26 protein-coding genes are annotated in these 25,481 nt (G+C 67.3%); 20 read left to right on the forward strand and 6 right to left on the reverse strand.

What is annotated here, in order from left to right; translation table 11 throughout:
• Positions 1-135: 135 nt before the first annotated feature.
• The 7 genes from ACPTTF_RS08850 to ACPTTF_RS08880 all read left to right on the forward strand — a co-directional run bounded on the left by ACPTTF_RS08850 (position 136) and on the right by ACPTTF_RS08880 (position 6,027).
• Complete coding sequence (locus tag ACPTTF_RS08850) at positions 136-309, forward strand: hypothetical protein (protein WP_423370936.1); 174 nt, start codon at positions 136-138, stop codon at positions 307-309.
• 285 nt (positions 310-594) lie between these two features.
• Complete coding sequence (locus ACPTTF_RS08855) at positions 595-1,761, forward strand: ABC transporter substrate-binding protein (RefSeq protein WP_423370937.1); 1,167 nt, start codon at positions 595-597, stop codon at positions 1,759-1,761.
• Between the two features lie 49 nt (positions 1,762-1,810).
• Positions 1,811-2,890, forward strand: coding sequence for an ABC transporter ATP-binding protein (locus ACPTTF_RS08860; protein ID WP_423370938.1), 1,080 nt, complete (start codon positions 1,811-1,813; stop codon positions 2,888-2,890).
• A 46-nt stretch (positions 2,891-2,936) separates the two neighbouring features.
• The gene (locus ACPTTF_RS08865) at positions 2,937-3,806 is read left to right on the forward strand and encodes an ABC transporter permease (RefSeq protein WP_166964420.1); all 870 of its coding nucleotides are present in this window, start codon (positions 2,937-2,939) and stop codon (positions 3,804-3,806) included.
• Entirely contained in the window at positions 3,806-4,738 is a 933-nt protein-coding gene (locus ACPTTF_RS08870; RefSeq protein WP_423370939.1) for an ABC transporter permease, read from the forward strand. The genes ACPTTF_RS08865 and ACPTTF_RS08870 overlap by 1 nt, the downstream gene beginning before the upstream one ends.
• Before the next feature lie 165 nt (positions 4,739-4,903).
• The gene (locus ACPTTF_RS08875) at positions 4,904-5,341 is read left to right on the forward strand and encodes a hypothetical protein (RefSeq protein ID WP_166964424.1); all 438 of its coding nucleotides are present in this window, start codon (positions 4,904-4,906) and stop codon (positions 5,339-5,341) included.
• A gap of 473 nt (positions 5,342-5,814) precedes the next feature.
• Positions 5,815-6,027, forward strand: a complete 213-nt coding sequence (locus tag ACPTTF_RS08880; protein WP_006497261.1) for a hypothetical protein — start codon at positions 5,815-5,817, stop codon at positions 6,025-6,027.
• Positions 6,028-6,316: 289 nt separating this feature from the next.
• Here the strand turns inward: ACPTTF_RS08880 and ACPTTF_RS08885 are convergent, their stop codons facing one another.
• Entirely contained in the window at positions 6,317-7,282 is a 966-nt protein-coding gene (locus ACPTTF_RS08885; protein WP_423370940.1) for a D-2-hydroxyacid dehydrogenase, read from the reverse strand.
• A gap of 251 nt (positions 7,283-7,533) precedes the next feature.
• Here ACPTTF_RS08885 and ACPTTF_RS08890 point away from each other — a divergent pair, with 251 nt between their 5' ends.
• The 9 genes from ACPTTF_RS08890 to ACPTTF_RS08930 all read left to right on the forward strand — a co-directional run bounded on the left by ACPTTF_RS08890 (position 7,534) and on the right by ACPTTF_RS08930 (position 14,744).
• A complete protein-coding gene (locus ACPTTF_RS08890) occupies positions 7,534-8,724 on the forward strand; it encodes a CaiB/BaiF CoA transferase family protein (protein ID WP_423370941.1) in 1,191 nt (396 codons plus the stop codon).
• A gap of 22 nt (positions 8,725-8,746) precedes the next feature.
• Entirely contained in the window at positions 8,747-9,709 is a 963-nt protein-coding gene (locus ACPTTF_RS08895) for a hydroxymethylglutaryl-CoA lyase (RefSeq protein ID WP_423370942.1), read from the forward strand.
• A 22-nt stretch (positions 9,710-9,731) separates the two neighbouring features.
• Entirely contained in the window at positions 9,732-10,115 is a 384-nt protein-coding gene (locus ACPTTF_RS08900) for a VOC family protein (protein ID WP_166964432.1), read from the forward strand.
• A gap of 230 nt (positions 10,116-10,345) precedes the next feature.
• Positions 10,346-11,173, forward strand: coding sequence for an alpha/beta hydrolase (locus tag ACPTTF_RS08905; protein WP_423370943.1), 828 nt, complete (start codon positions 10,346-10,348; stop codon positions 11,171-11,173).
• 117 nt (positions 11,174-11,290) lie between these two features.
• Positions 11,291-12,184 (forward strand): LysR family transcriptional regulator, encoded by an 894-nt coding sequence (locus tag ACPTTF_RS08910; protein WP_423370945.1) that lies wholly within the window; start codon positions 11,291-11,293, stop codon positions 12,182-12,184.
• Between the two features lie 509 nt (positions 12,185-12,693).
• Complete coding sequence (locus ACPTTF_RS08915) at positions 12,694-13,257, forward strand: RNA polymerase sigma factor (protein WP_423370946.1); 564 nt, start codon at positions 12,694-12,696, stop codon at positions 13,255-13,257.
• Positions 13,258-13,269: 12 nt separating this feature from the next.
• Entirely contained in the window at positions 13,270-13,578 is a 309-nt protein-coding gene (locus ACPTTF_RS08920; RefSeq protein ID WP_423370947.1) for a hypothetical protein, read from the forward strand.
• Positions 13,579-13,580: 2 nt separating this feature from the next.
• Positions 13,581-13,877, forward strand: a complete 297-nt coding sequence (locus ACPTTF_RS08925) for a 4Fe-4S dicluster domain-containing protein (RefSeq protein WP_423371861.1) — start codon at positions 13,581-13,583, stop codon at positions 13,875-13,877.
• A 105-nt stretch (positions 13,878-13,982) separates the two neighbouring features.
• The gene (locus ACPTTF_RS08930) at positions 13,983-14,744 is read left to right on the forward strand and encodes an O-methyltransferase (protein WP_423371862.1); all 762 of its coding nucleotides are present in this window, start codon (positions 13,983-13,985) and stop codon (positions 14,742-14,744) included.
• 203 nt (positions 14,745-14,947) lie between these two features.
• Here the strand turns inward: ACPTTF_RS08930 and ACPTTF_RS08935 are convergent, their stop codons facing one another.
• The 3 genes from ACPTTF_RS08935 to ACPTTF_RS08945 all read right to left on the reverse strand — a co-directional run bounded on the left by ACPTTF_RS08935 (position 14,948) and on the right by ACPTTF_RS08945 (position 18,550).
• Positions 14,948-16,411 (reverse strand): MFS transporter, encoded by a 1,464-nt coding sequence (locus tag ACPTTF_RS08935; RefSeq protein WP_423370948.1) that lies wholly within the window; start codon positions 16,409-16,411, stop codon positions 14,948-14,950.
• Between the two features lie 382 nt (positions 16,412-16,793).
• Positions 16,794-17,402 (reverse strand): peptide chain release factor H, encoded by a 609-nt coding sequence (gene prfH / locus ACPTTF_RS08940; RefSeq protein WP_423391159.1) that lies wholly within the window; start codon positions 17,400-17,402, stop codon positions 16,794-16,796.
• Positions 17,402-18,550, reverse strand: coding sequence for an RNA ligase RtcB family protein (locus tag ACPTTF_RS08945; RefSeq protein ID WP_423370950.1), 1,149 nt, complete (start codon positions 18,548-18,550; stop codon positions 17,402-17,404). The genes prfH and ACPTTF_RS08945 overlap by 1 nt, the downstream gene beginning before the upstream one ends.
• 734 nt (positions 18,551-19,284) lie before the next feature.
• Here ACPTTF_RS08945 and ACPTTF_RS08950 point away from each other — a divergent pair.
• A complete protein-coding gene (locus ACPTTF_RS08950) occupies positions 19,285-20,154 on the forward strand; it encodes an RNA ligase family protein (RefSeq protein ID WP_423370951.1) in 870 nt (289 codons plus the stop codon).
• 41 nt (positions 20,155-20,195) lie between these two features.
• Complete coding sequence (locus tag ACPTTF_RS08955) at positions 20,196-21,329, forward strand: AAA family ATPase (protein ID WP_423370952.1); 1,134 nt, start codon at positions 20,196-20,198, stop codon at positions 21,327-21,329.
• Positions 21,330-21,401: 72 nt separating this feature from the next.
• On the opposite strand, the gene ACPTTF_RS08960 is transcribed toward ACPTTF_RS08955, so the two are convergent.
• Together ACPTTF_RS08960 and ACPTTF_RS08965 are read right to left on the reverse strand one after the other, a co-directional pair.
• Positions 21,402-22,085 (reverse strand): hypothetical protein, encoded by a 684-nt coding sequence (locus ACPTTF_RS08960; RefSeq protein WP_423370953.1) that lies wholly within the window; start codon positions 22,083-22,085, stop codon positions 21,402-21,404.
• Positions 22,086-22,098: 13 nt separating this feature from the next.
• A complete protein-coding gene (locus ACPTTF_RS08965; RefSeq protein WP_423370954.1) occupies positions 22,099-22,731 on the reverse strand; it encodes a 5-formyltetrahydrofolate cyclo-ligase in 633 nt (210 codons plus the stop codon).
• A gap of 236 nt (positions 22,732-22,967) precedes the next feature.
• Here ACPTTF_RS08965 and ACPTTF_RS08970 point away from each other — a divergent pair, with 236 nt between their 5' ends.
• Together ACPTTF_RS08970 and ACPTTF_RS08975 are read left to right on the forward strand one after the other, a co-directional pair.
• A complete protein-coding gene (locus ACPTTF_RS08970; RefSeq protein ID WP_423371863.1) occupies positions 22,968-23,894 on the forward strand; it encodes a LysR family transcriptional regulator in 927 nt (308 codons plus the stop codon).
• Between the two features lie 278 nt (positions 23,895-24,172).
• On the forward strand, positions 24,173-25,429 hold the full coding sequence (locus ACPTTF_RS08975; protein WP_423370955.1) for an MFS transporter: 1,257 nt from the start codon (positions 24,173-24,175) through the stop codon (positions 25,427-25,429).
• Positions 25,430-25,481 lie beyond the last annotated feature (52 nt).

A 25,481-nucleotide genomic window follows, 5' to 3' on the forward strand; every position in this document is an offset into this window, starting at 1 on the left:
ATTCGGGCATCGTTTGCCGGCTTTGGGCCACCTTCGTCCGTTCGTCGGGCGCCATGATCGACAGCGACGTGACCGCAGCATCCGATCGACGGATAATCGGCCGATCGTTGTCGGTTTTTTTAGCGGAATGCTGTCATGGATCCCAAACGAAAGGTGCTGTACGGGGTTGAGTTGAAACCCCGCACGATCATCCGCCCCACCCACGAGATCAAGGCTTCGACCGAAGCCGAGAAGGGCGACGTGCTGCGCGCGGCGCGAAAAGTCATTGCCGAGCACCGCGACGTGTTGATCGCGCTGAAGAACCGCTGATTTGCCGGGCCTGCCCAACGCCGACAGACCCGATCCACGTCGGATGCCGGTTGAGTCTGCTTCGTCAGGTTTAGCGACCTGGAGATATGACGTCGCAAGACGACTTGGCGTCCAGCCGCGATCCCCGGCCCATCTTGCCCGGCAATCAAATTGCGATCCACCGGAAGGAATTTGTCAGGGAAAGTCCCGCCCCGCGCAGCTCGGTTTTTTGTTGACCGACATCGTATAACGCCGTCATGATTTCCTGAAAACAAAGGTCCCATCCACCGACCGAAGTGAGGAGACATGAACGCCACCACGATCGCTCGCCGTGTCCGCCGGATCGCACTCGCCCTGGGCTTCACGCTGTCGGCCGCGGCAGCCGTTGCCGCCCCCGTGTCGCTGAACATCGTCGATGTCGCGGGCAACCTGCAGCTCACGCAGAAGGCCATCGAAGCCTTCAGGGACAAGAACCCGAACCTCGTGTCGAACGTCACGTTCACGAACGCGCCGGCGCCGCAGTTGCCCGGCAAGATCAAGGCGATGCAGGCGGCGGGGCGCGCCGACATCGACCTCGTGCTGACGGGCACCGACGCGCTGGCCGCCGGCATCGAGCAAAACCTGTGGCTGAAGCTGCTGCCCGACAACGCGGGCGCGTTCCCCGGCGTGCTGGACAAATACGCGCCCGGCCCGCGCAAGATGCAGGACCTTGCACAGGGCTTCGGTCTCGAAGTCGCCTACATGCCGGCCGGCCCGCTGCTCGAATACAACCCGGCGAAGGTCAGTGATCCGCCGAAAACACCCGATCAGTTGCTCGCATGGTGCAAGGCGCATCCGAACAAGCTGATCTATGCGCGCCCGGCGAACTCGGGCCCCGGCCGCACGTTCCTGATGGGGCTGCCGTACGTGCTCGGCGACAAGAATCCGCAGGATCCGATCAACGGCTGGGACAAGACCTGGGCGTTCCTGAAGCAGCTCAACGACTGCGTCCCGTACTACCCCGGCGGCACGTCGGCCGTGATGAAGGAACTCGGAGAGGGCACGCGCGACATGACCGTGACCGTCACCGGCTGGGATCTCAACCCGCGCGCGCTCGGCATCGTGCCGGCCGAATTCAGGATCCAGGCGTTCGACAACATGACGTGGGTCAACGACGCGCACTACATGGTGATCCCGAAGGGCGTGCCGAAGGACAAGCTCGACGTGCTGTTCAAGCTGATGACCTTCCTGCTCGAACCGGCGCAGCAGGCGATGACCTACGACGACGGTTACTTCTACCCGGGCCCGGCGGTGAAGGGCGTGACGCTCGAGATGGCGCCCGCGCACAGCCAGGAAGTGGTCCGCAAGTTCGGCCGCCCCGAGTACGCGAAGCTGCTGGCGGATCGCCCGCACGTGCAGCCGCTCAGCGCGCAGGCGATGGTCGCCGCGTTCCAGAAATGGGATCGCGAGATCGGTTCGCAGAAGTCGAAGTGACGCATGGGCCGGCGGGCGCCGCGGCGCCCGCGTCGATGGAGTTCGCGCAATGAAGCACAGTTTCGAACGGCTGCGGCTCGATGGCGTCAGCCGCAGCTTCACCAATGCGCAAGGCGCGCAGGTCGCCGCGCTGAACGGGCTCGATCTCGAGATCCGGCGCGGCGAGTTCATCGCGCTGCTCGGCCCGTCGGGCTGCGGCAAGTCGACCGCGCTGAACTGCATCGCGGGGCTGCAGCCGCTGACGAGCGGCGGCATCTGGCTCGACGACACGCGCATCGACGTGCTGCCGCCCGAGCGCCGCGGCTTCGGGATGGTATTCCAGAACTACGCGCTGTTTCCGCACATGTCGGTGCTCGAGAACGTCGGCTTCGGCCTCAAGATGCGCGGCGTGCCGAAGCAGGAAACCCGGCGGCGCGCGCAGCAGGCGCTCGAACTCGTGCAGCTCGTCGGGCACGAGGGCAAGCTGCCCGGGCAACTGTCGGGCGGGCAGCAGCAGCGCGTCGCAATCGCACGCGCGATCGTCATCGAGCCGCCGCTCGTGCTGATGGACGAACCGCTGTCGAACCTCGACACGAAACTGCGCATCGAGATGCGCGCCGAGATCCGCCGCATCCACACGCAGCTCGAACGCGCGACGATCTACGTGACGCACGACCAGGACGAGGCGCTGTCGATGGCCGACCGCATCGTCGTGATGAGGGAGGGCGTCGTGCAGCAGGTCGCGACGCCGAAGGACGTCTACACGCGCCCGCACAACCTGCATGTCGCGCGCTTCATGGGTTATCGCAACGTGCTGCCGTTCACGCTCGAAGGGATGGCCGGCGACCACGTGAGCGTCAGCGCCGCCGGCGTGCGGCTCACGGGTGTGCCGATGGCCGGCTTCGACGCGAAGGACGTCGCGGTTGCCCTGCGCCCCGACGACATCGAGCGCGCGGAAGCAGGCGCCGACAACGCGTTCGACGCGACGGTCGAAACGGTCGAGTACGGCGGCCGCGATTCGCTGATCCGTGCGCTCACGCCGTTCGGCCCGATCTGGGCGCGCGTGGCCGGCGAATTCGCGGAAGGCGAGCCGTTGCGGCTGCGCGTGGCGCCGTCGCGCACGCTCGTCTATGCGGAAGACGCGCAATGAACGGCCGCCGCACCGCGTGCGCGACAGCGCGTCACCGGGAGGCCGCATGAGCACGCTCCCGGCCGGCACGCCGCGCGACGCGAAGGCGTGGCTCGTCACGCCCGCGCTCGCGTTCATCGTCGCGCTGTTCATCTATCCGTTCGCGTACGGTCTCGTGCTGTCGTTCCAGCCGATGAACGGCGGCGGCGTGCTCGCGAACTACGTGCAGTTCTTCACCGACACCGCGATGTGGCCGACCGTGCTCGTCACGCTGAAGCTCGCGGTGCCGGCGACGCTGATCAACGTCGGCGTCGCGGTGCCCGTCGCGTTCGCGCTGCGCCGCCATTCGCCGTACCAGAAGTTCGTCACGACGCTGCTCGTGATTCCCGTCACGCTCGGCACGGTGCTCGTCGCCGACGGGATGCTCACGTATTTCGGGCCGAACGGCTGGTTCCCGCAGGCGTTGCAGGGGCTGCACCTGTACACCGACGAAGTGCGCCTCACGCACAACTACTGGGGCGTGTTGCTGTCGCTGATCGTGTCGGGCTTTCCGTTCGCGTTCCTGCTGATGCTTTCGTACATCAGCGGCATCGACCCGACGCTCGCGCGTGCCGCGGCGACGCTCGGCGCGAACCCGTGGCAGCAGTTCCGGCGGATCTACCTGCCGCTGCTCGTGCCGGGGCTCACGATGGCCGCGTGCCTGTCGTTCGTGCAGGCGTTCTCGGTGTTCCCGTCGGCAGTGCTGCTCGGCGCGCCGGCCGGGCCCACGCGCGTGATCTCGATCGCTGCGGCGGAAGCCGCGTTCGAGAGCTACGACTATTCGCTCGCATCGGCGATCGCGATCGTGATGGGCTTCGTGCAATTGCTGGTGGTCGCGTCGATGCTCGGCGCGCGCCGCTTCTTCTATACCGGCGCGGTGACGGGAGGCAAGGGCTGATGGCGACCGACAATCGTGCCGCCCGCGCGTGGCCGCCGAAGCACGACGCGCCCGACCCGCCCGATGTGCGGCCCGCCGACGCGAGGAAACCGCGGAAGATGACAAGCCATCTCGCCGGCCGTGCGTGGCAGGCGCTCGTCTGGGGGCTGATGGCGTTCTTCCTGCTGAACGTGATGCTGCTGATCGCGACCGTCGCGGTGAACTCGATCGCGACACGCTGGTTCGGCACGCCGCTGCCGCAGGGCTTCACGCTGCACTGGTACGCGAAGGCGTGGGAGGACTTCCAGCTCGCGAGCGTGCTGTGGGTGACCGTCGAGGTCGTCGGCGCGGTCGTGCTGCTGTCGATCGCGCTCGGCGTGCCGGCCGCCTATGCGCTGGCGCGCGTGCAGTTTCGCGGCAAGCGCTTCGCGCTGCTGGTGTTCCTGCTGCCGCTGATGGTGCCGCCCGTCACGTACGGGATCCCGATGGCCACCGTGATGTACAAGGTCGGGCTCGCGGGCACGCTGCCCGGCGTGATCCTCGCCAATCTCGTGCCGGCGCTGCCGTTCGTGATCCTCGTGATGACGCCGTTCATCGAGCAGATCGATCCGAATCTCGAGGCCGCCGCGCGCATCTTCGGCGCGAACACGTGGCGTTATTTCCGCCACGTGCTGCTGCCGCTGCTCGTGCCCGGCATGCTCGCGGCGGGGCTGCTCGTGCTGGTGCGCACGATCGGGATGTTCGAGCTGACCTTCTTCACCGCGGGGCCGAGCACGCAGACGCTCGTCGTCGCGCTGTATTACGCGGTGTTCTCGACCGGCGTGCGCGCGCCGCAGTCGATCGACGCGATGGCGATGATCTACATGGCCATCACGCTCGTGTGGGTGGTGATCGCGCTGCAGTTCGTGAGCCCGACGCAGCTGGTCAGCCGCGTGAAGCAGGAGCGGCAGTAGAAGAGAAGAGGGGGCGCCGTGCCGCGGCTCGTCCGTGCAATTGGTTACAAATGGATACCGCGTACGACGCGCGGACGTTGCAGACTACGCGGCGTACCGGCCTGGCGACTGCGTTCGTGCATGTCGCCGCACGCCCCCCGACGTTGACCCGATTGACGGATATCCATGAAGTTTCAAACGCTGCTGACACTCGGCTGTGCATCGACCCTGCTGGCCGCCTGCAACCTGCTCCACGACGGCCCCGGGTCGAGCGACGTCGACGCCGCCGTGCGCCGCGCGCTCGAGGCGGAAAACCACGGCGGCCTGAACGCGCTGTTCGGCCAGCCGCTGCCCGTCTCGGCCGATGTCGTGTCGGCGAAGCCCGACGGCGACTGCAAGAAGCTCGGCGATCGCACCTACTCGTGCGACATCGTGGTCACGTGGCGCAATACCGACTACAAGCCCTCGCGTGCGAACCTGACCTTCGTGCAGGCCGCCGACGGCTCGTGGCAGACGTCCGGCGTCGACGCGGCGATCGTGACAGGCACCGCGAAATCGCTGGTCGACCAGATCGGCAAGGCATGGCCCGGCAATGCGGCGAGCGGTGCGTCGGCGCCGCAGTGACGCAGTGATGTGCACGGCCGACCGGCTGATCGTTTCCCTCCCGTGATGCGCGGCCTGTCGCGCCTGGACGCCGCGGCGTTCCTTCTGCCGACGGCACGCCATCGACCGATTGCCCACGCATGATTCGCCGTATGCACCTGGCGCAGCGGCGGGTCAGCGCCCGCGACGGGCCAGGCCGGACACGGTTGCCGGCAACGCCGACACGGCGCGGACGCGGGCGACGCAGTGGCTTCCGCGCCGATACCCGACGATTACGCGATGCGCGCTTCGGCCGCCTGGATATCGTCCTGATATGGGCCTTTCAGCGGCTTGTAACCGGCTTGTTCGCCCCGCAGTCGAGCGTGGATTGGCAGAGAAAAAGGGCTCGAGCATCGGATCGGCGTGCGATCGAAGGCATCCTCGGTATGCGGGCAGGGTTATAGGGAAAACCCTTATTTCGAGCTATAATCACGGCCTAAGAGATAGGTCGAACCATGCCTGAACGTTTCCAAACCCTTGAAAAATTTGTGTTTTCCCTCGTCGTGATGTCCGCAGTCGTGTGCTCGGCATTCCTCGCGTACGAGCGTCACCCCGAGATCAAGATCGCGCTGCACGAAGGCGAAGCGCTGATGCGCGAGAGCGCGAAGTATTCGGTCATCTGCTCGCCGTCCAAGGTCGATCCTTGCGTCGAGATGTCCGCTTACTGAAACGCGCGCATTCACGTCGGGATCAGCGCGCCGGGTGGTGCGCTGCAACCGGCACGGGCGACTTCCTGGGCTGGCCCTACAGCATCGGCGGCCTGAATGTCTTGACGTAACGCTCGTCAGGCATTCAGAAACCAGCCGCAAGATAGGGCGGATGCATGAACCCGATGCACGAACCCATTAGGTGCCGAGTCGCTGGCGTAAGCAGCTCCCATCTCCAAAGCCCCGCGTCGAGCAATCGCGCGGGGCTTTTCCCTTTGGGCGGTCGAAACGACCCTCGCGGCCGCGCGCGTCACACCACATGCGTCGGGGTGCCCTCGACAAACGCGGCGACATTGTCGACGAGCTGATCGGCGAGCGCCTGCATTGCTTCGTCGCTCGCCCACGCAACGTGCGGCGTCAGGAGGAAGGCCGGATGCGACAGGATCGCGTGGAACGGATGCGCGGCCGGCAGCGGCTCCTGCGTGACCACGTCGAACCCCGCGCCGGCGATCTGCCCCGACTGCAATGCGTCGACGAGCGCGTGTTCATCCACGAGCCCGCCGCGCGCGGTGTTGATCAGCAGCGGCCGGCGCGCCATCCGTGCGAACGCGGCCGCGTCGATCAGGTGCCGCGTCGCGGGCGTGAGCGGGCAGTGCAGCGTGATCACGTCGCTGTCTCGAAGCAGCGTGTCGAGCGGCGCGTAGTCGCCACCCGACGCATCGCCGTGCGCCGCGAACCGCACCCGCATGTCGAGTGCGCGGGCAATGCCGGCCACCGCGCGACCGAGCACGCCGTCGCCGACGATCCCGAGCGTCGAGCCGGCCAGGTCGCGAATCGGATGATCGAAAAAGCAGAACTGCCCGCTGTCGAGCCAGCGCCCCGCGCGCACCGCGTCGCGGTACGCGACGAGGCTGCGGCGCAGCGCGAAGATCAGCGCGAACGTGTGCTCGGGCACCGTACGGACCGCATACCCGCGAATGTTGCTCACGACGATGCCATGCGCGGCGCACGCGTCGAGATCGACGATGTCGGTGCCGGTCGCGGCGATCGCAATCATCCGCAGGCGCCGCGCATCGGCAAGCGCCGCCGCGTCGAGCCGCACCTTGTTGGTCACGACGATGTCCGCGTCGCCGATGCGCGCGGCGACCTCGTGTGCGGCCGTTCGCTCGAACGTGCGCAACACGTGCGGAAACGGGAACGGCTTCAGCACGGTTTGCGGCGACAGCGTCGCGCGGTCGAGAAACACGATCTTCGCGGGAGAGGAAACAGAAAACATGGCGGGTCTCGCTGACGGGCGCCCGGCGGGCGCGCAACGGGTTCGATTCTGCCGGCGGCGCGCGTGCCGTCGTTTGACCGTTGCGCGAGTGCGCTTTCCCGGAGGGAAAGGCTGACGCATCGCGCATGTGAACGGACGGGATGCACGCCTTTCCGTTTCGGAAAGGCTGGTTGAGCATCGATCGATTTTCGCCGGGCGCGAACGCCGTCATGATCGCCGTCATCGACAACACGATTTCATCGGAGACTGCCATGACACGCCCCCTGGACGGCATCCGCGTGCTGGAACTCGGACAACTGATCGCCGGCCCGTTCGCGGGCCGGATGCTCGCCGAATTCGGTGCCGACGTGCTCAAGGTCGAGCCGCCCGGGCTCGGCGACCCGCTGCGCAAATGGCGGCTGCTGCGCGACGGCACGTCGGTCTGGTGGGCCGCGCAGTCGCGCAACAAGACCTCGCTGACGCTCGACCTGCGCACGCCCGAAGGGCAGGACGTCGTGCGCCGCCTCGTCGCGGAAACCGACGTGCTGATCGAGAACTTCCGGCCCGGCACGCTCGAAGGCTGGGGGCTCGGCTGGGACGCGCTGTCCGCGATCAATCCGGGGCTCGTGATGCTGCGCGTGTCCGGCTTCGGCCAGACGGGCCCGTACCGCGACCGTCCCGGCTTCGGCGTGATCGCCGAGGCGATGGGCGGCCTGCGGCACCTGACCGGCGAGCCAGGCCGCACGCCGGTGCGCGTCGGCATCTCGCTCGGCGATTCGCTGTCGGCACTGCACGGCGTGATCGGCGTGCTGCTCGCGCTGCGGCATCGCGAGCAGCAGGGCGGCAAGGGGCAGGTCGTCGACGTCGCGCTGTACGAGTCGGTGTTCAACATGATGGAAAGCCTGCTGCCCGAATACTCGGCGTTCGGCGCCGTGCGCGAGGCGGCCGGCAGCAGCCTGCCCGGCATCGCGCCGACCAACGCGTACCGCTGCCGCGACGGCAGGTACGCGCTGATCGCCGGCAACGGCGACAGCATCTTCCGGCGCCTGATGGAACTGATCGGCCGGCCCGATCTCGGCAACGATCCCGCGCTCGCGCACAACGACGGGCGGGTCGCGCAGGTCGAACGCATCGACGCGGCAATCGGCGAGTGGAGCGCGCGGCACGATCTCGACGCCGTGCTCGCGGCGCTGAACGAAGCCCGCATCCCGTCCGGGCGCATCTACGACGTGGCCGACATCGCAGCCGATCCGCATTACCGTGCGCGCGACATGCTCGTCGATGCCGCGCTGCCTGACGGCACGCCCGTGCTCGTGCCCGGCATCGTGCCGAAGCTCGGTGCGACGCCCGGGCGCATCGAACATGCGGCGCCCGCGCTGGGCGCGGATACCGACGCGGTACTCGAATCGCTCGGCATCGATGCCACGACGCGCGGCGACTGGCGCACGCGCGGCGTGATCTGAACCCGAACCAGGAGACGACGACATGAGCAGGCAACGCACACGGCTCTACATCCACGAAGTCGCGACGCGCGACGGTTTCCAGAATGAAGCGGCATTCGTCGACACCGACGACAAGATCGCGCTCGTCGACGCGCTGAGCGCCTGCGGCTACGCGAAGATCGAGGTCACGTCGTTCACGTCGCCAAAGGCGATCCCCGCGTTGCGCGACGCCGAGGCCGTGATGCACGGCATCGCGCGCGCACCGGGTGTCGTCTACACGGTGCTCGTGCCGAACGTGCGCGGTGCCGAGCGCGCGCTGTCGTGCGGCGTCGACGAGGTGAACCTCGTGATGTCGATGAGCGAAAGCCACAACCGCGCGAACCTGCGGATGACGCGCGAGCAATCGTTCGCACAGCTGCGCGACGTGATCGACGCGGTACGCGGCACGGGTGTCGCCATCAACGTATCGCTGTCGACCGCGATGGGCTGCCCGATGGAAGGGGATGTCGCGGCCGAGGGCGTGCTCGCCTGGATGCAGCGCTTCGCGGATCTCGGCGTGCACGGCTTCACGCTGTGCGATACGACGGGCATGGCGTTTCCGTCGCAAGTGCGCGACCTGTCGGCACGTGCACGCGAGCGCTTCGGCGCGCTGCAGCTCACGCTGCACTTCCACAACACGCGCGGGATGGCGCTCGCGAACACGCTCGCGGCACGCGACGCCGGGATCGACCGCTTCGACGCATCGCTCGGCGGCCTCGGCGGCTGCCCGTATGCGCCGGGGGCGACCGGCAACGCCTGCACCGAAGAACTCGTGCACATGCTCGAACTCGACGGCTACGATACGGGTGTCGATCTCGCGGCCGTGCTGGCCGCGTCGGCACGCCTGCCCGCGCTGATCGGCCATGACGTGCCGAGCCAGATCCTGAAGGCCGGGCGCCGCTCGGACCTTCATCCGCCGCCGCGCGCGGACGCCGGCGACATGCCCGCGCAACGCGCTTTCTCATGAACGACCAACCGGAGCGAACCTCATGGCACTGATTGACCACCTCGACCATCTCGTGCTGACCTGCGTCGATCCCGACAGGACGAAGCATTTCTACACCGAGGTGCTGCAGATGCAGCTCGAAACCTTCGGCGCCGGACGGATCGCGTTCCGCTTCGGCAACCAGAAGATCAACCTGCACGTGCGCGGCGCGGAGTTCGAACCGAAAGCGCATGTGCCGGTGCCCGGTGCGCTCGACCTGTGCTTCATCGCGTCGGTGCCGCTCGACGACGTGATCGCGCACCTGAAGCGCGTCGCATGGCCGATCGTCGAAGGGCCCGTCGAACGCACGGGCGCGACGCAGAAGATCCGGTCGGTCTACGTGCGCGATCCCGACCTGAACCTGATCGAGATCTCCGAGCTGATCTGAGCGGAGGCCGCCTCATGCAATCGCGCATGCGGCCCGGATCGTGCCGGTGCGGCCGCATGCAGCGCCGATCTTCCGCCGAAAGCGGACAGCCGGTTTCCGCGCTCGCCGATTCCGGATAGCCGGCCCGCGCCACGCTGCGGATAATGCGTGCTTCGGCGACTGAGAAGCCGCCTTCGCACCAGCGCGACGCTTGCGTCCGCGCTTCCGCAACCCGACCCAGGCGATTCCCGATGACGATCCTCTATCGCGGCATGGACCGCGCGGCGCTCGACGCCGCCTATCTGAACACGAAAGTGGTACCCGATTTCCCCGCGTTGCTGGCGTCGATGCAGGCGCGCAGCGCGGCGCTCTACGAAGCGACACGCGGCCGGCGCGACCTGCGTTACGGTGCGCAACCCGCGCAGCGATTCGACTGGCTGTCGTGCGGTCGGCCCGATGCGCCGCTGTTCGTGTTCATTCATGGCGGCTACTGGCAGCACTGCGCGAAAGAGGATTTTGCGTACGCGGCAAGCGGGCCGCTCGCGCGCGGTTTCGACGTGATACTCGCCGAATACACGCTTGCGCCGGTCGCGACGATGACCGGCATCGTCGACGAGATCGGGGCGCTGCTCGACTACCTGGCGAACGACCCCGACGCAATCGGGACCGCCGGGAGGCCGATCCACCTGAGCGGCCATTCAGCGGGCGGCCACCTGACGGCTGTGTACCGCGCGCATCCGGCCGTCGTGTCGGCGCTCGCGATCAGCCCGCTCGTCGATCTCGAACCGATCTCGCTGTGCTGCCTGAACGACAAGCTGCAGCTCACCGCGCGCGAAGTCGACGCGTACAGCCCGTTGCGCCATGTCGGGCCCGGCGCACCGACGGTCGTTGCGGTCGGCGATGCCGAGTTGCCCGAACTCGTCCGGCAAGCACGCGACTACGCAAGCGCATGCGAAGCGGCGGGCGAACGGATCGTCCACGTCGGGCTCCCCGGCATGCGGCACTTCGACGTGCTCGACGATCTCGCGAAGCCGGACGGGGCGATGCTCGCCGCCTTGCAGTCGATCGCGCTGCGCTAGGCGCGCCTTATCACAACGTTTCGCAACGTACCGCGCGGGGTCGGCCGCGCGTATGATCGGCGTCAGGCCGCCTCCGCTCGCGGCGAGCGCCGGCACGGCCGTCCCAGGACCCACGACATGGTGAACCCGCTTCATTTCGATCTGCAATCGCTGCGCGTCTTCGCGCTCGTCGCCGAGCACGGCAGCCTGACGAAAGCGGCCGAGCACGGCCAGCTCACGCTGTCCGCGGTCAGCAAGCGCATCGCCGAACTTGAAAGCGTGACGGGCAGCGCACTGTTCGTCCGGCATGCGCGCGGTGTCGAGCTGACGCCTGCGGGCCGCGCACTGCTCGACCATGCGGCGAAGGTGATCGAGCAGGTCAACCGGATGGCGCACGAGATGAGCGACTACGTCGCCGGCGTGCGCGGCCACATCCACGTGTGGACCAACACGTCCGCGATCGTCCAGTTCCTGCCCGCCGATCTCGCGGCGTTCCTCACCGACAACCCGGGTATCAAGGTCAGCCTCGAAGAGCGGCTGAGCCACGAAATCGTCGACGCGCTCGCGTCCGGCAAGGCCGATCTCGGCGTGTTCGCCGACAACGTGCCGGCGCCCGGCATCGAGCGGCGGCTGTATCGGCGCGACGAGCTCGTGCTGCTCGTGCCGCGCACGCACCGGTTCGCCGCGTGCGACAGCATCCGCTTTGCGGACACGCTCGACGAGGACTACGTGGGGCTCAGCGACGGCAGTTCGCTGCTCGCGCGCATGACCGACGCCGCGTTTGCGGTCGAGCGTTCGCTGAAGCTGCGGATCCAGGTCTCGAATTTCGACGGCGTGAGCCGGATGATCGAGGCGGGGCTCGGTATCGGCATCCTGCCGCGCGATGCGGTGACCGGCGAGCGCGCGGCGCGGCTCGGGGTCGTGACGCTCGACGATGCGTGGGCGACGCGCACGCTGTGGGTCGGCGTAAAGGCCGGGACCGTGCTGACGACCGATATCGCGAAGCTGTTCGATTTCATGTCGGCGCGTTGAGGCGAGCCTGCAAGCGGTAGGGATTTGCGTGGGGCGGCTGCGAGGAAGGGCGATCATCGGTGCGCATTCGGCCCGCCGCTGCGGGAAGCCGATTCAAAGCAGCCGCGCCAGACCGACCGGCCGACGACCACGAACCGCCCTCGAGTAGCACGGCTCGACTGCAGCCAACCATCGCGAGCACGGCACGCGCTTCCCCATCTCGCTTTCCCATCTCGACCCGGCAACGCCGACGCCGCGACACACGCCTGCCGCCCGCATATTTCGCTGCCGAGAAGCGCATTTTCCGCCTTGTCGTCGCGGATACGTTCCTTGCACTATCGTTACACCGTTCCCGGTTGTGTCGGCGATGATCTCCGGGGCCGGACAAATGGGTATTCCCCAGGCTTGGCGGCGTGATCGACATCCCACCGTAAAGCCGACGCGTCGGGCAGTCATTTTTCGCACTCGACACAATATTCGCGCGCCTGAAACGTCTTCAGGTGCATGGAATCGCCACCCACTTCACGCACATGACCGACCCAGACCGCGACATCACCGCGATAGTGCTGCGTGAACGCACGAGGCTGGTGAGCTTTATCCGGCGTCGGATACGCGATCCGGACGATGCCGAGGACATCCTGCAGGATGTGTTTCACGAATTCGTTCAGGCTTACCGGCTTCCCGCGCCGATTGAACAGGCGAGCGCGTGGCTGTTCCGCGCCGCGCGCAACCGTATCGTCGATCGCTTTCGCAAGAAGAAGGAGCAGCCGCTGACCGATCTATTCGAAGCCGACGCCGACGATGACGCGAACAGCGAGTATCGCCTGGACCTCGTACTGCCGGCGCACGATGCCGGCCCCGAAGCACGCTACGCGCGCACGCTCTTGCTCGAAGCCTTGCAGGACGCGCTCGACGAATTGCCGGCGAATCAGCGCGAGGTATTTGTCGCGCACGAACTGGAGGGCCTGTCCTTCAAGGAGATGGCCACGCAAAGCGGTGTCGCCCTCAATACGCTGCTCGCTCGCAAACGCTATGCGGTCTTGCATCTGCGTGCCCGACTGCAGCTCATTTATGACGAATTGGACAATTCCTAGAGGAGTCGACAGATGAATTTTCGAATCAAGTGTGCAGGCAAGGCGCTGCTCGTCGTGATCGCCATAGGCGTGCTCGGATGGGTCGTCATGATGTTATGGAACTGGGTGATGCCGGCGCTGTTCGTCGGCGCCCGGACGATCGACTTCGCCCATGCGCTGGGCCTGCTCGTGTTGAGCCGCATCCTGTTCGGCGGATTCCGCGGACACCACGGCTGGCGCGGCCGGCGCCACTGGCGCAAGTGGGAAGCCATGACACCCGAAGAACGGGAGCAGTTCCGGAGCGCGTGGCGATCCGGCCGCAACCGGCCCACGGGAGAATGAACGTGCGCGAAAAATCAACGGGCGACTGCAAACAGAAACCGGGCGTGATTGCGCCGGTCGTCGATCTGAAGCGTTGCGAAGGCAAAGGGGATTGCGTCGCGGTGTGCCCCGAGAACGTGTTCGAGATCCGGCGCATCGACCACGCCGATTACGTCGGCCTCGATCTGATGCATCGCCTGAAGCAGCGCGTGCATGGCATGAAAGTCGCCTACACGCCGAACGCGCTTGCCTGCCGGTCATGCGGACTGTGTGTGACGGCGTGCCCCGAACGCGCCATCACGCTCGCCCGCACGGCATAACAACCTCCGGATATCGTCGATATCGAGCGACAGCGCAGCAACCCTGACGGGAGAGGCGGTCGCGGGATACATCGTCGACCTGATCCATCCCGTCAAGGAATGCACATGGCTTCACCCACCATCGATCTCCTGCAACGGCTCCACGAAGAGAGCCGATCCGAAATCATCGCCCGCGCCCGCACGCAGTTCCAGGGATCGAACGAGGATTTTCTGTCGTTGACCGACGAATACGAAGCGATCGCACCCCGCCTGCGGGGCCGGTTTCTCGAAACGCTCGGGCTGTCCACCGACGACTTCGATTCCCCGGAAGGCAGCCCGCTGTCGTTGGCCGTGTCGCCGGAAACGGGAGGGTTCTTGCGCAACATGGTGCTATCGCACCGGCCGGCCAGCATCCTCGAACTCGGCAGCTCGTGCGGCGTGTCGACGCTGTATTTCGCCGACGCGCTGCGCACGTTGGGCCGTGGCGTGGTCATAGCGACCGAACGCGATGCGCTCAAGTGCGCACGCTTGCGCGATCACGTCGGGGCGGCGGGCCTGGACGCCCATGTCGACATCCGGGAGGGCGATGTATTCGAGACCGTTGCCGAACTGGACGGTCGCTTCGACATGGTCTTCATCGACGTGTGGGCCGACGCCTACCTGACGTTGTTCAAGCGGATCGAGCGCCTGCTGCGCCCGGGGTCGATCGTACTGGCCGACAACATGTACACGGCCGAGGACGCCGTTCGACCGTACAAGCACTACCTCGATGACGATCCGCGGTTCTCGACCATGACACTGGATTTCGAATCGGGGATCGAATTCACGGTCGTCGTTTCTCCAGCGGAAATGTCGGCGCAGGGGCCTTGCCACCGCGGCGCGAACTGAAGGGCGCAGCGATCGATCGGCGAGCATCCGGCTGGGTACTTCGCCCGCTATCGGTTCACGCACATGGCCGTTGCGCGGCCGTAACCGTATGCGGAAGATGCGAACGTCTACTGCGGCACGCCAGGCGACCGATAGCCCGGTAATCCGCGAAGCATCAAAAACGATGCGCGAGCGCGTTCCCGCGCCCCCGCATCGACTCACGTTCACACTGGATTGATTTCATCCTGACTGCGCCGCGTAGTCAGCGGCCCGAGCACGCGCAGCGTGACCGCGACAATACCGAGTGCAACCGAGATCACGCCGAACATCGCACCCGCGCCATAACTGCCGAGCACCGGCAGCAACACGAACGGCAGCGCGCCGCTGACGATGCGCGACAGCGCATAGGTACTGCCGATCGCCGTCGAACGCACGCGCGCCGGAAAAATCTCCGCCTGATACACGTGATACGCGTTGCTGAACACGTTCGACGCGCAGGTCGTCAGGAACCCGAAGCCGACGATCAGCACGGTTTGACCCGAGTACGCGAAGCACAGCCCGAACACGGCGATCGACAGGATCGACGCAATCACGAGCGTGCGGCGCTCGACCCAGTTGAGCAGCGGAATCGACAACAGCGAGCCGATCGGATAGCCGATGAACGACAGCGCGATGAACAGCGTACTGTCCGTCACGTCGAAGCCGCGGCTCTTCACGACCGTGCCGGCCAGCGTGCCGAAGCCGTAGTAGCCGAAGCCCTGGAACAGGTGAAAGATCGCGAGCATCAGGTAGCGCGCGCCGTACGGTTCGCGCCGCAGCAGTGCGATACGCTCGCCGAGCCCGAGCGGCCGTTGCGGCTCGACCGGTTCCGCGAATTGCTCGGGCACGCGCACGCCGGTGCCTTCCGCGAAGCGCCGCAATGCCGCATGCGCATCGGCGGTGCGGCCCTGCGCGAGCAGCCAGCGCGGGCTTTCCGGCAGCCGGTGCTGGACGAACAGCACGTATACGGCGCCGAGGCTGCCGATCGCGAGGATGATGCGCCAGCCGGCCACGCCGCCCACATGCAGCGGATTCAACCACAGCGCAAGGAAGCCGACGAGCGGCACCGCGACATAGGAAGTCGTATAGGCCCACGCGGCGAGCCGCCCGCGCTTTTCCTTCGGCAGGATCTCGGACAGGAAGCTGTCGGCAACCGGATAGATCGCGCCGACGCCGATGCCGGTCAGGAACCGGCACGCGACGAGCATGTCCGCATTCACGGAAAACGCGCCGACCAGCGAGAACGCGCTGTACCACGTGAGCGTCAGCAGGAATGCCTTGCGCCGGCCGATGCGGTCGGCGAGGCTGCCGAGGCACATCGCGCCGACGAACATGCCGATGAATGCCGACGCCAGCAGCAGCTTGAAATCGCCGCTCTGCCGGCTCAGCCCGTATTCGTTCTGCAACGCGGAACCGATCGTGCTGACGAGGAAGATCTCGTACATGTCGAAAAATAGCCCGATGCCGATCACCCAGACGACGAACCGGTGCAGTGCGCCAACCGGCAGGTCGTCCATGAAATCGCCGAGCGTGACGCGGCGGGCGGGGAGGGCCGCCGCATCGGCGCCGACGCCGGCGGCAGCGGCCGGCGGTCGTGCGGACGCGGGTCCGCCCGCGTCGCCGCCGAGATCGAGGGAATGGCTGTTCATCGCGTCTCCTGATTATCGATACGCCGTGGCGCAAGGCCCGGCCGTTCGCGACCGGCGCGTTGCATCCGGTCGCACGACGTGGCGGCAGGCACCGTAAGGCCAGTGAAAGGGCCGGACAGGCGGGCTGTACCGATCGTTCGACACATGGTGGGCAAATCCGCGGCACGTGATAATTGCGGATGTTTCAAGCGTCCTTTCCCGCGCAGAAAGGGTGCGGAACGCACGGCAGCCGGCATCCGCGCGGCAGGCCCGTGCGGCCTGCCTCATGCGCGGTAATGCACCGGAACCGATTGCGCACTCACGCAACCGGCAGGCCGGGAAAACCATGAGGCCCGGGGCCTGGCCGCCGGCGCGAAAACCGCCGGCGGCCAGTCGCTCGTACTCAGTCAGCCGGCACGAACGCCGCCCCGTGAAACACGCGCACGGGGTTGCCGCGCTCGAGCGCAAAGTGCTGCATCCGCCGCTGCCGGCGCGCGTCGGACGCATGACGGTCGGCTTCCTGCTGCAGTCGAACCTGCAGCAACTGCAGCGCCAGGCGCTTGTTCGCGTGCTGGCTGCGCTCGGTTTCCACGCGCACCGACAGGCCGGTCGCGACATGGGTCGCACGAATCGCGGAGCTCGTCTTGTTCACGTGCTGGCCGCCCGGCCCGCGTGCGCGCATCGCTTCGAACCGCACGTCGCCATCCGGCAGCGGCTGCGCGTCGGTGCAGCGCGTGACGCCGATGAACCAGTTCTTGCGCGGATGGCGCAACCGGTACGGGCTCGCGCAAATCCATTGCAGCGTGCCCGTCCAGCGGTCCGCCAGCGCCTGCGCGCCGGCGCCGTCGAGATCGAGCAGTGCCGAGCGCAGCGTGCCGGGCCGTTCGCCCGGCTGCGCATCGAGCACCGTGACGGCGACGCGCTGCGCCTCGGCTTCCGCCTGCAGGCGCCGCAACGCATTGGCCGCGGCGAGCTGGCACTCCAGCGGCCCGTGCGCCGAAGAAATCTGCATCAGCATCGGCCAGCCTCCCCGGACGTCTTGTAGGTCAGCACCGGCGCGAGCCGCGCCAGCTTGCGCAGCAAGCCGGCCGCCTCGAGCGCGTCGACGACACTGTCGATCGGCTTGTAGGCCTGCGGCGCCTCCTCGTACAGCAGTTCGCGGTCTTCGCAGACGACGTGGCTGCCGAGCGGCGTACGCGTGAGCTGCGACGGCGTGAAGCGCCGTTCGAGGCGCCCCTTGCAATCGCCGCGCGCCCACTTGCGGCCCGCGCCATGCGCCAGCGACGCCAGGCTGGCCGCATCGTCGGGCCGCACGGGTGCGACGAGATAGCTGTAGTCGCCGCGCGACCCGGGAATGACGACCGGCCCCGCATCGGCCGGCGTCGCGCCCTTGCGATGCAGCCAGCCGCGCTCGCCGTCGACGCTCGCGCGGCTCACGAGGTTGTGGTTCACGTCGAGCACGCACCGGCCGTCGCTGCGCCAGCGCGCCAGCATACGCCGCGCGATCAGGTCGCGATTCGCGATCGCGTAGCGCAACGCCGCATCGTGACGCGCAAGGTATGCCGCGCACGCGGCATCCGTGTCGTCGAGGCCGTCGTAGCCGTGCTCGCGCAGGTGCTGTTCGAGGATCGACTGGCCGAAGCCGCGCGACCCGCTGTGCACGAGCAGCAGCAGGCGGTCGCGATCGAGACCGAGCGCCTGGACGGCGTCGGCGTCGTACACCGCGTCGATCCGCTGCGCTTCCGCGAAATGATTGCCGCTGCCGATCGTGCCGAGCGACGCCGCGAACGCGTGATCCGCGAACCCGGCGGCCGCGATGAGCGGCTGCCAGCTCGCGTCGGGCGTGGCGTCGATCGAGCCGAGCCGGCTCGCGAGCTTCGACGCGCTGACGCGCCGCGCATCGAGCGCGGTTTGCCACAGCGCCATCCCGCAGCCGATATCGCCGCCGATCAGCGCCGGATACAGCCGGCCCGTCGAAAAGAACGCGGCGCCGACCGGGTAGCCGCGTCCGGGGTGAAGATCGGGCATGCCGGCGACGCGCCGCATGCCGGGGAGGGTGGCAGCGTGTTCGAGCTGCCGGATGGCCTCACCTTCGATCCAGGTGGTGGCGCAAGCGCACAGCGTGATGCGCTCGCCCAGGTATTGCATGGAATTGCCCATGGAGGTTTCCGTTCGATGAAAAGGTAGAACGGCGGGCCATGGCGCAGGCAGCGCTCAAATGCACTGCCCGACATCGGAAGTCGGGAAGAGGGCGGCACGACCGGATCGGAACGACCCGATTCATCGCCATGACGGCGATACGGTGTGCTGCGTGGCGTGAACGATGAAACGAACGGACGCGAAAAACCCGGACTACGACCCGCGACGGGAGGAGTGTTGGCGTGACGTCATGATGTTCTTCTCCTTGCGAGTGAGGGGTTGATCGGAATGGCGGCGACTCTAGCATGCACGCGACGGGCGCAGCAAGCAGGTCGCGCCGCGCTGCCCATCGAATCGCCACTCGATGTGGCGAAAAACACACATATAGGCATCCTGATAATTTCCGTGCCGAGTGCACGCGCGGCACGCCGCAGCAGGCATTCGGCGCGTGCCGACATCCGCAACAGCGGGCCCCGACGGCGCTTGACAGCGCAAAAGCCGTTTCGTAGCATCCGCCTGCTTCATCCCTGAACCCTCATCGAACCGGTGATCCAAGTGCCCGCAAACATTCGTCCCTTCGCCTGATACGCCGACGACTGCCGTCCCGGCCGCGTGTCGTCCTGCCCGTTTCCGTCTGCCTTGCAGCGGCGAAACGTTGACCGCAGGAACGCGCCCGGACAAGCACTGACACCGCAACGCACACCAGACCGTTCGTTCACGTCGTCGGCTTTTTCTGTTGTTTCCGGAGAAAGACCATGACGCTGGATTTTCGCGCCTACGCGCAATCGCTCGACCTCGCCCGCTACCCGCGCACGCCGCATCTCGAAGGCTCGCGCCTGCAGGACGGCGACGAAGGTCACGACCACGTTCCGTATCGCACCCTCGCGGGCGCACATATCGTCGTCGAGGAAAAACTCGACGGCGCGAACACGGGCATCAGCTTCAGCCCGGCGGGCGAACTGCTGCTGCAGTCGCGCGGCCACTATCTGGCCGGCGGCGGCCGCGAGCGGCAGTTCGGTTTCGTGAAAACGTGGGCCGCCGCCCATGCGGGCTGGCTGCTCGACCGCCTTGGCGATCGCTACGTGATGTACGGCGAGACGATGAGCAAGAAGCACGCGGTGTTCTACGACGCGCTACCGCATCACTTCTTCGAATTCGACGTGTTCGACCGCACGACGGGCCTGTTCTTGTCGACGGCCGCGCGTCGCGCGCTGCTTGCCGACGGGCCCGTGCTATCGGTGCCCGTGCTGTACGAAGGCATCGCGCCGGCGCGGCTCGCCGACCTGAAGGCACTGCTCGGCCCGTCGCTCGCGAAGACGCCGGACTGGCGTCGCGCGTTCGAGGCAACGGTGCGGCGGCAGGGGCTCGACCTCGCGCGCGCATGGCAGCAATGCGACAAGTCGGAGCGCTCCGAGGGGCTCTACGTGAAGGTCGAGACGGACGACACGACGATCGCACGCCTGAAGTGGGTACGCCACGATTTCGTGCAGGCGATTCTCGAATCGGCGCGCCATCACTCGGAGCAGCCGTTCATCCCGAACCTGCTCGCGCCGGATGTCGACCTGTATGCACCGCGCCCGACGGTAACGTGGGGATCGATCCCCGCTGCGCGCGCGAACCAATGAATGCGGAACGGCCGTGCGCCGTTTCGAGAGGAGTCTTGATCATGAAGTACGAACAACTGCAGGCACTCGTGCCTGCACCCGGCCGGCAGCCCGACTATCACGCGTGCCTTGCGGCGTTTCCCGCGCTCGAACAGGCGAAGACGACACCGCAGGAGCCGACGCACCACGGCGAGGGCGACGTGTGGACCCATACGACGATGGTGATCGATGCGCTGCTCGCGCTGCCCGGTTATCAGGCCGCGTCGCGCGCCGACCAGGAAATCGTGTTCCTGGCCGCGCTGCTGCACGACATCGCGAAGTACCGCACGACGGTCGTCGATCCCGTCACCGGTGCGATCGGCCATCCCGGCCACTCGCGCAAGGGCGCGATCGATGCGCGTATCGCGCTGTGGGATGCCGGCGTACCGTTCGCGGTGCGCGAGGCGATCTGCCGGATGATCGCCGTGCACCAGGTGCCGTTCTTCGCGATGAGCGGGTCGCGCCGCGGCACGCCGGAGTTCATCGTGCGCGAACTGTCGTGGCAGGTGAGCCTGCCGTTGCTGTGCCTGCTCGCCGAGGCCGATATGCGCGGGCGCATCTGCAACGATACGCAGCGCGTGCTCGACAACATCGAACTGCTGCGCGAACTGGCGCGGGAAGAGGGCTGTTACGGGCAGCCGCGCGCGTTCGCCGATGCGCACACCGCGCTCAGCTACTTTCGCGGCGCGGACTTGCATCCCGACTATCCGCTGTTCCGTACGCCGGGCTCGCCGGTCGTCGTGATGTCGGGCCTGCCCGCGTCGGGCAAGAACACGTGGGTTGCGCGGCATCATCCGGATCTGCCCGTCGTGTCGTTCGACGATGCACGCGAGGCATTGGGGCTGCGGCACGGCCGGAACGAGGGCGCCGTCGCGCACCATGCGGTCGACGCGGCGAAGGCGCTGTTGCGGGAGAAACGGCCGTTTGTGTGGAACGCGACGAACCTGTCGCCGCTGATGCGCAAGAAGACGCTCGACCTGCTGTTCGCGTACGACGCCGACGTGACGCTCGTCTACCTCGAGCAGCCGCGCGCGGAGCTGTTGCGCCGCAACGCGCGGCGCGACACGTCGCTGACGAACCGTGCGCTCGAGGCGATGCTGCCGCGCTGGGATCTGCCACTGCCCACCGAAGCGCACGTGGTGCGGTACGAAGCCTGATGTGACGACGTCACGGCAAACGTCGCGGCACGAGCCGGTATGCCGCCTGTCATCGCGGCGTACCGGCTCGCTTCATTTCAGTGCGGGATTCTGCTGCGTCGCGCAGGCACGCAACGCGGTAACGAGATCGGGCTTGCCGAGCTTCTCGAACAGATCGGCCATCTCCATCTGCGCGACCGGATCGCCTTCGCGCGCCGCGCGCCAGCGCAGCGACGCGATCATTCCGCTCATGCCTTCGCCGGGTGTTTCGCCGTCGTAGCCCGACATCGCCTGCAAGACATCCGCGAGCTTGTTGTAGCCGGCCGGCACGTGATGCACGAGCAGCCACGCAATCGCCGGCTGCGCGCCTTCCCAATCCTCGTCGTCGAGCGAACTGCTTGCCAGACGTGCGGCCGCACGCCACGAACCGAGGGACGCGGCCTTCGCGTACGCCTTGTCGGCGTCGCGGCCGCGCGGCGACGGCGCCGCGTCGAATGCGGCCTGCGCTTCGGCCGACGGCGGTGGCAGTGCGAGCTTCGTGCATTGGAACGCGCCGGCATCGGGCGCATTGCCGGGCAGGTCAGCCCAGCGCACTTGATCCTTCAGTGCGCGATCGAGCGTGGGCCGCACGTCGCTTTCCTTCATCGACGCGAACACCCAGTCGGTCCGGACATGGCGCGCGGCGTCCCAGTCGCTTTCGGCCGCGGCATGTTGCGCGAAGGCCAGGCAGGTAGCCACGCAGCCGATCCGGAACAGGTTTCGGACAGGAGATTTCATCGCCGATTCCGCCTCAACTCGCCACGATGATGAAGGTGGTGAGCGCGATCGGAAACAGGGCGAGGCCGAGCAGGCCCAACGCGCCATCGGCGGCCATCGCGATCGGCGACAACGCCAGCTTCGCACCGCGGCCGACAGCCGTCAGCTTGTCCGTCACCGTGACCCCGTACGGACGATTGAACGCCTGCGGGACTGACGAAGGCGTGACATCGTTCGGCAGATAGCGCTTGCCGCTGATCCTGCCTTCCGACTCCAGGTAGGCACCGTCCTTCTTGAAACCGTCCGCGAACGCACGCGCGCGCACGTCGGAGCCGGTCGGCGCATCCGCGTAGTCCAGCCTCATCGTGTATTGACCGGAAATCGCGTCGCCGTGCGCCTCGAAATCGTTGAACGCCGTGTGAATCTTGGGGCGATAGGGCGCGTTGAGCACCGTCGCAAGGCTCGGCGGCATCTCGAAGATGTAGTGATACCGCTTGCCGAGCACGACGAGTTGTTTGCCGTCCGCGGTAATCAGGAACGTCGACAAGGTTTCGTCGTATTTCGAGTCCTCCATCCACGCCTTGGTGACGGGACCGAAATTGGAGCAGCCGGCAAGCATGCCGGACGCCGCCACGGCGGGCAGCGCGAGAAATGTTCTTCTTTTCATGAGTGCTGGTTGGATGTTGTTCGTTATTCAGCGGAACCGCTTGAATGTCGGACGCTGCGTTCGATGAACGCGGCGCCCTGACGGCCGTTCGTGCGGTTTCTTCGCCTGCGCATTGTAGGGGCAAACCGGCAGGTGCGGTATCCGTCGGGCAAAGTACCGGGCCCGCGTGCGGTAGACTGCTCGCTCGCCTGCCTGCCGCCCATCACACGACCGTTCGCACCCAGCCCGCTCAGACCATGGATCGAATCGACGCGATGAAGGTGTTCGTCGCCACGCTGGACGAAGGCAGCCTCGCGGGCGCGGGCCGCAAGCTCGGCCGGTCGCCGGCGGCGGTCAGCCGCGCGATCGCGTTTCTCGAGGAGCACACGGGCACCGCGCTGCTGTACCGCACGACCCGGACGATCCGGCTCAGCGAGGCCGGCGAACGCTATGCGGCCGCGTGCCGCCGCATCCTGTCCGATCTCGAGGAAGCCGACATGCTGGTCGCCGACGAACGCTCGGCGCCACGCGGCATGCTCACCGTCACCGCGCCGGTTGCCGCGGGCGAGGACGTGCTGCGCGCGCTGCTCGACGAATTCATCGAACGCCATCCCGCGGTATCGATCCGCCTTCAATTGCTCGACCGTCCCGTCAGCCTGATCGACGAAGGCATGGACGTCGCGCTGCGAATCGCGCACCTGAGCGATTCGACGCTGGTCGCGATTCCCGTGGGCGCGGTGCGGCGGGTCGTTGTGGCTTCGCCTGACTATCTGGCGAAGCATCCGGCGATCGAGACGCCGGCCGATCTCGCGCAGCACCGGATCATCTCGATGACGCACTTCGGCCTCGATTCGTGGAGTTTTCCGCCGTCCGCGCCGTCGGCGCTGCCGCAGGTCGTCCAGTTCGCGCCGCGCTTCGTCATCAACACCATCCGTGGCGCGGTCGCGTCGGCCGTCGCCGGCCACGGCGTCACGCGGCTCTTTTCCTATCACGTCGCCGAACCGGTGCGGGACGGCGCGCTGCGGATCGTGTTGCGCGACAGCGAACATGCGCCGCTGCCCATCCATCTCGTCACGCCTTACGGTCGCCTTTCGGTACCGAAGGTGCGCGCATTCGTCGATTTCGCGGCGCCGCGCCTGCGTGCGCACTTCGCGCGGCTGGCGGCCATTACCGACGGCGATTGAACCGGGATACGGAAGAATGGCTTTCGTGTGACGGGGATTCTCCCGACAATCGGCTCAATCTAGACTTCCTTCAACCAACGGACGCGTATGGCGCCCGTTCAGCGAATGGAGGTCAACATGCATCAAGCGCTTCCCGCCCCGCGTCGCGCCCGTGCGTTCGGACGGACGCACCGCGCTGTTTCCGGCGCCGGCGTCGCCCGTTTCGCATTCGTGCCGTTGCCCGCGCACTTCGCCACGCAGGGGTTCCCCGCACCGATGACCGCGACGGCGAGGGCACAATGAGCACGATCTCGCACGCACCCGTTTCGGCACGGGCCGAACCGCCCGCCGCCAGCTACGCCGAACGCAACACGCGCTACTGGCGGCGCAATCTCGCCGTCTGCGTGTTCGGGTCGTTCACGACGCTCGTCAGCCTGAGCATGCTGCTGCCGTTCCTGCCGCTGTACGTACGACAACTCGGCGTCGATACACAGTCGGCCGTGATCCAGTGGTCGGGCGTCGCGTTCGGCGCGACGTTTCTCGGCACGGCCGTCACCGCGCCGCTGTGGGGCCGGCTCGCGGACCGCTTCGGCCGCAAGCCGATGCTCGTGCGCGCGGCGATCGGCATGGCGATCGTGATGTCGCTGATCGGCGTCGCGCACAACGTGGCCGAACTCGTCGCGCTGCGGCTGCTCGCGGGGCTCGTCGGCGGCTACGCGTCGGCGTCGACCGTGATGGTCGGCACGCAGGCGCCGCGCGAGCGCGCCGGCTGGGCGCTCGGCATCCTGTCGACCGGCGCGCTCGCGGGCAACCTGGTCGGGCCGCTCGTCGGCGGGCTGCTGCCGGGCTGGGTCGGCATTCGCGGCACGTTCTTCGCCGGTGGCGCGATGATCGCCGTCGCCGCGCTGCTGACGATCTTCGTCGTGAAGGAGGACTTCCACGCGGGCACCGACGCGAAACCGCGCACCGCGAGCGCGACGACCGGTACGCCGCACCGCACGAATCGCGCGGCGGTCGCCGCGCTGCTGGTGACGGCGATGATGGTGCTGCTCGCGAACATGTCGATCGAGCCGATCATCACCGTCTATATCGGCGGGCTCGGCGTCGGCGGCGACCATCTCGCGCGCGTCGCCGGCGTCGTGATGGCGTGTTCGGCGCTCGGCAGCATGCTGACCGCCGCCCGGCTCGGCGCGCTGGCCGACCGGATCGGCAGCTGGAACGTGATCATCGGCTGCCTGTTGCTGACCGCGCTCGCGATGGTGCCGCAGGCGTTCGTCACGCACTGGTGGCAGCTTGCCGCGCTGCGCGTGCTGATGGGCATGACGCTCGCGGGGTTGCTGCCGGCGATCGGCAAGCTCGTGCGGCAATCGGTCGACGAGCGCGCGACCGGGCAGATGCTCGGCTACCTGCAGTCCGCGCAATTCAGCGGGCAGGTGATCGGCCCGGTGATCGGCGGGCAGATCGGCGTCGCGCTCGGGCTGCATTCAGTGTTCTTCGTGACGGGTGCGCTGCTGGCGGCCTGCGCGGGGCTCGCGCGTTGGGCGCGCGGCCGATAGCCGCCGGCCGGCGAGTCGCGGGCGGGCGTAGGATGGGGGCAGCTGCGGGCGA

Source organism: Burkholderia crassaminum, assembly GCF_964265005.1.
In the GTDB taxonomy this organism is placed as follows: Bacteria; Pseudomonadota; Gammaproteobacteria; order Burkholderiales; family Burkholderiaceae; genus Burkholderia.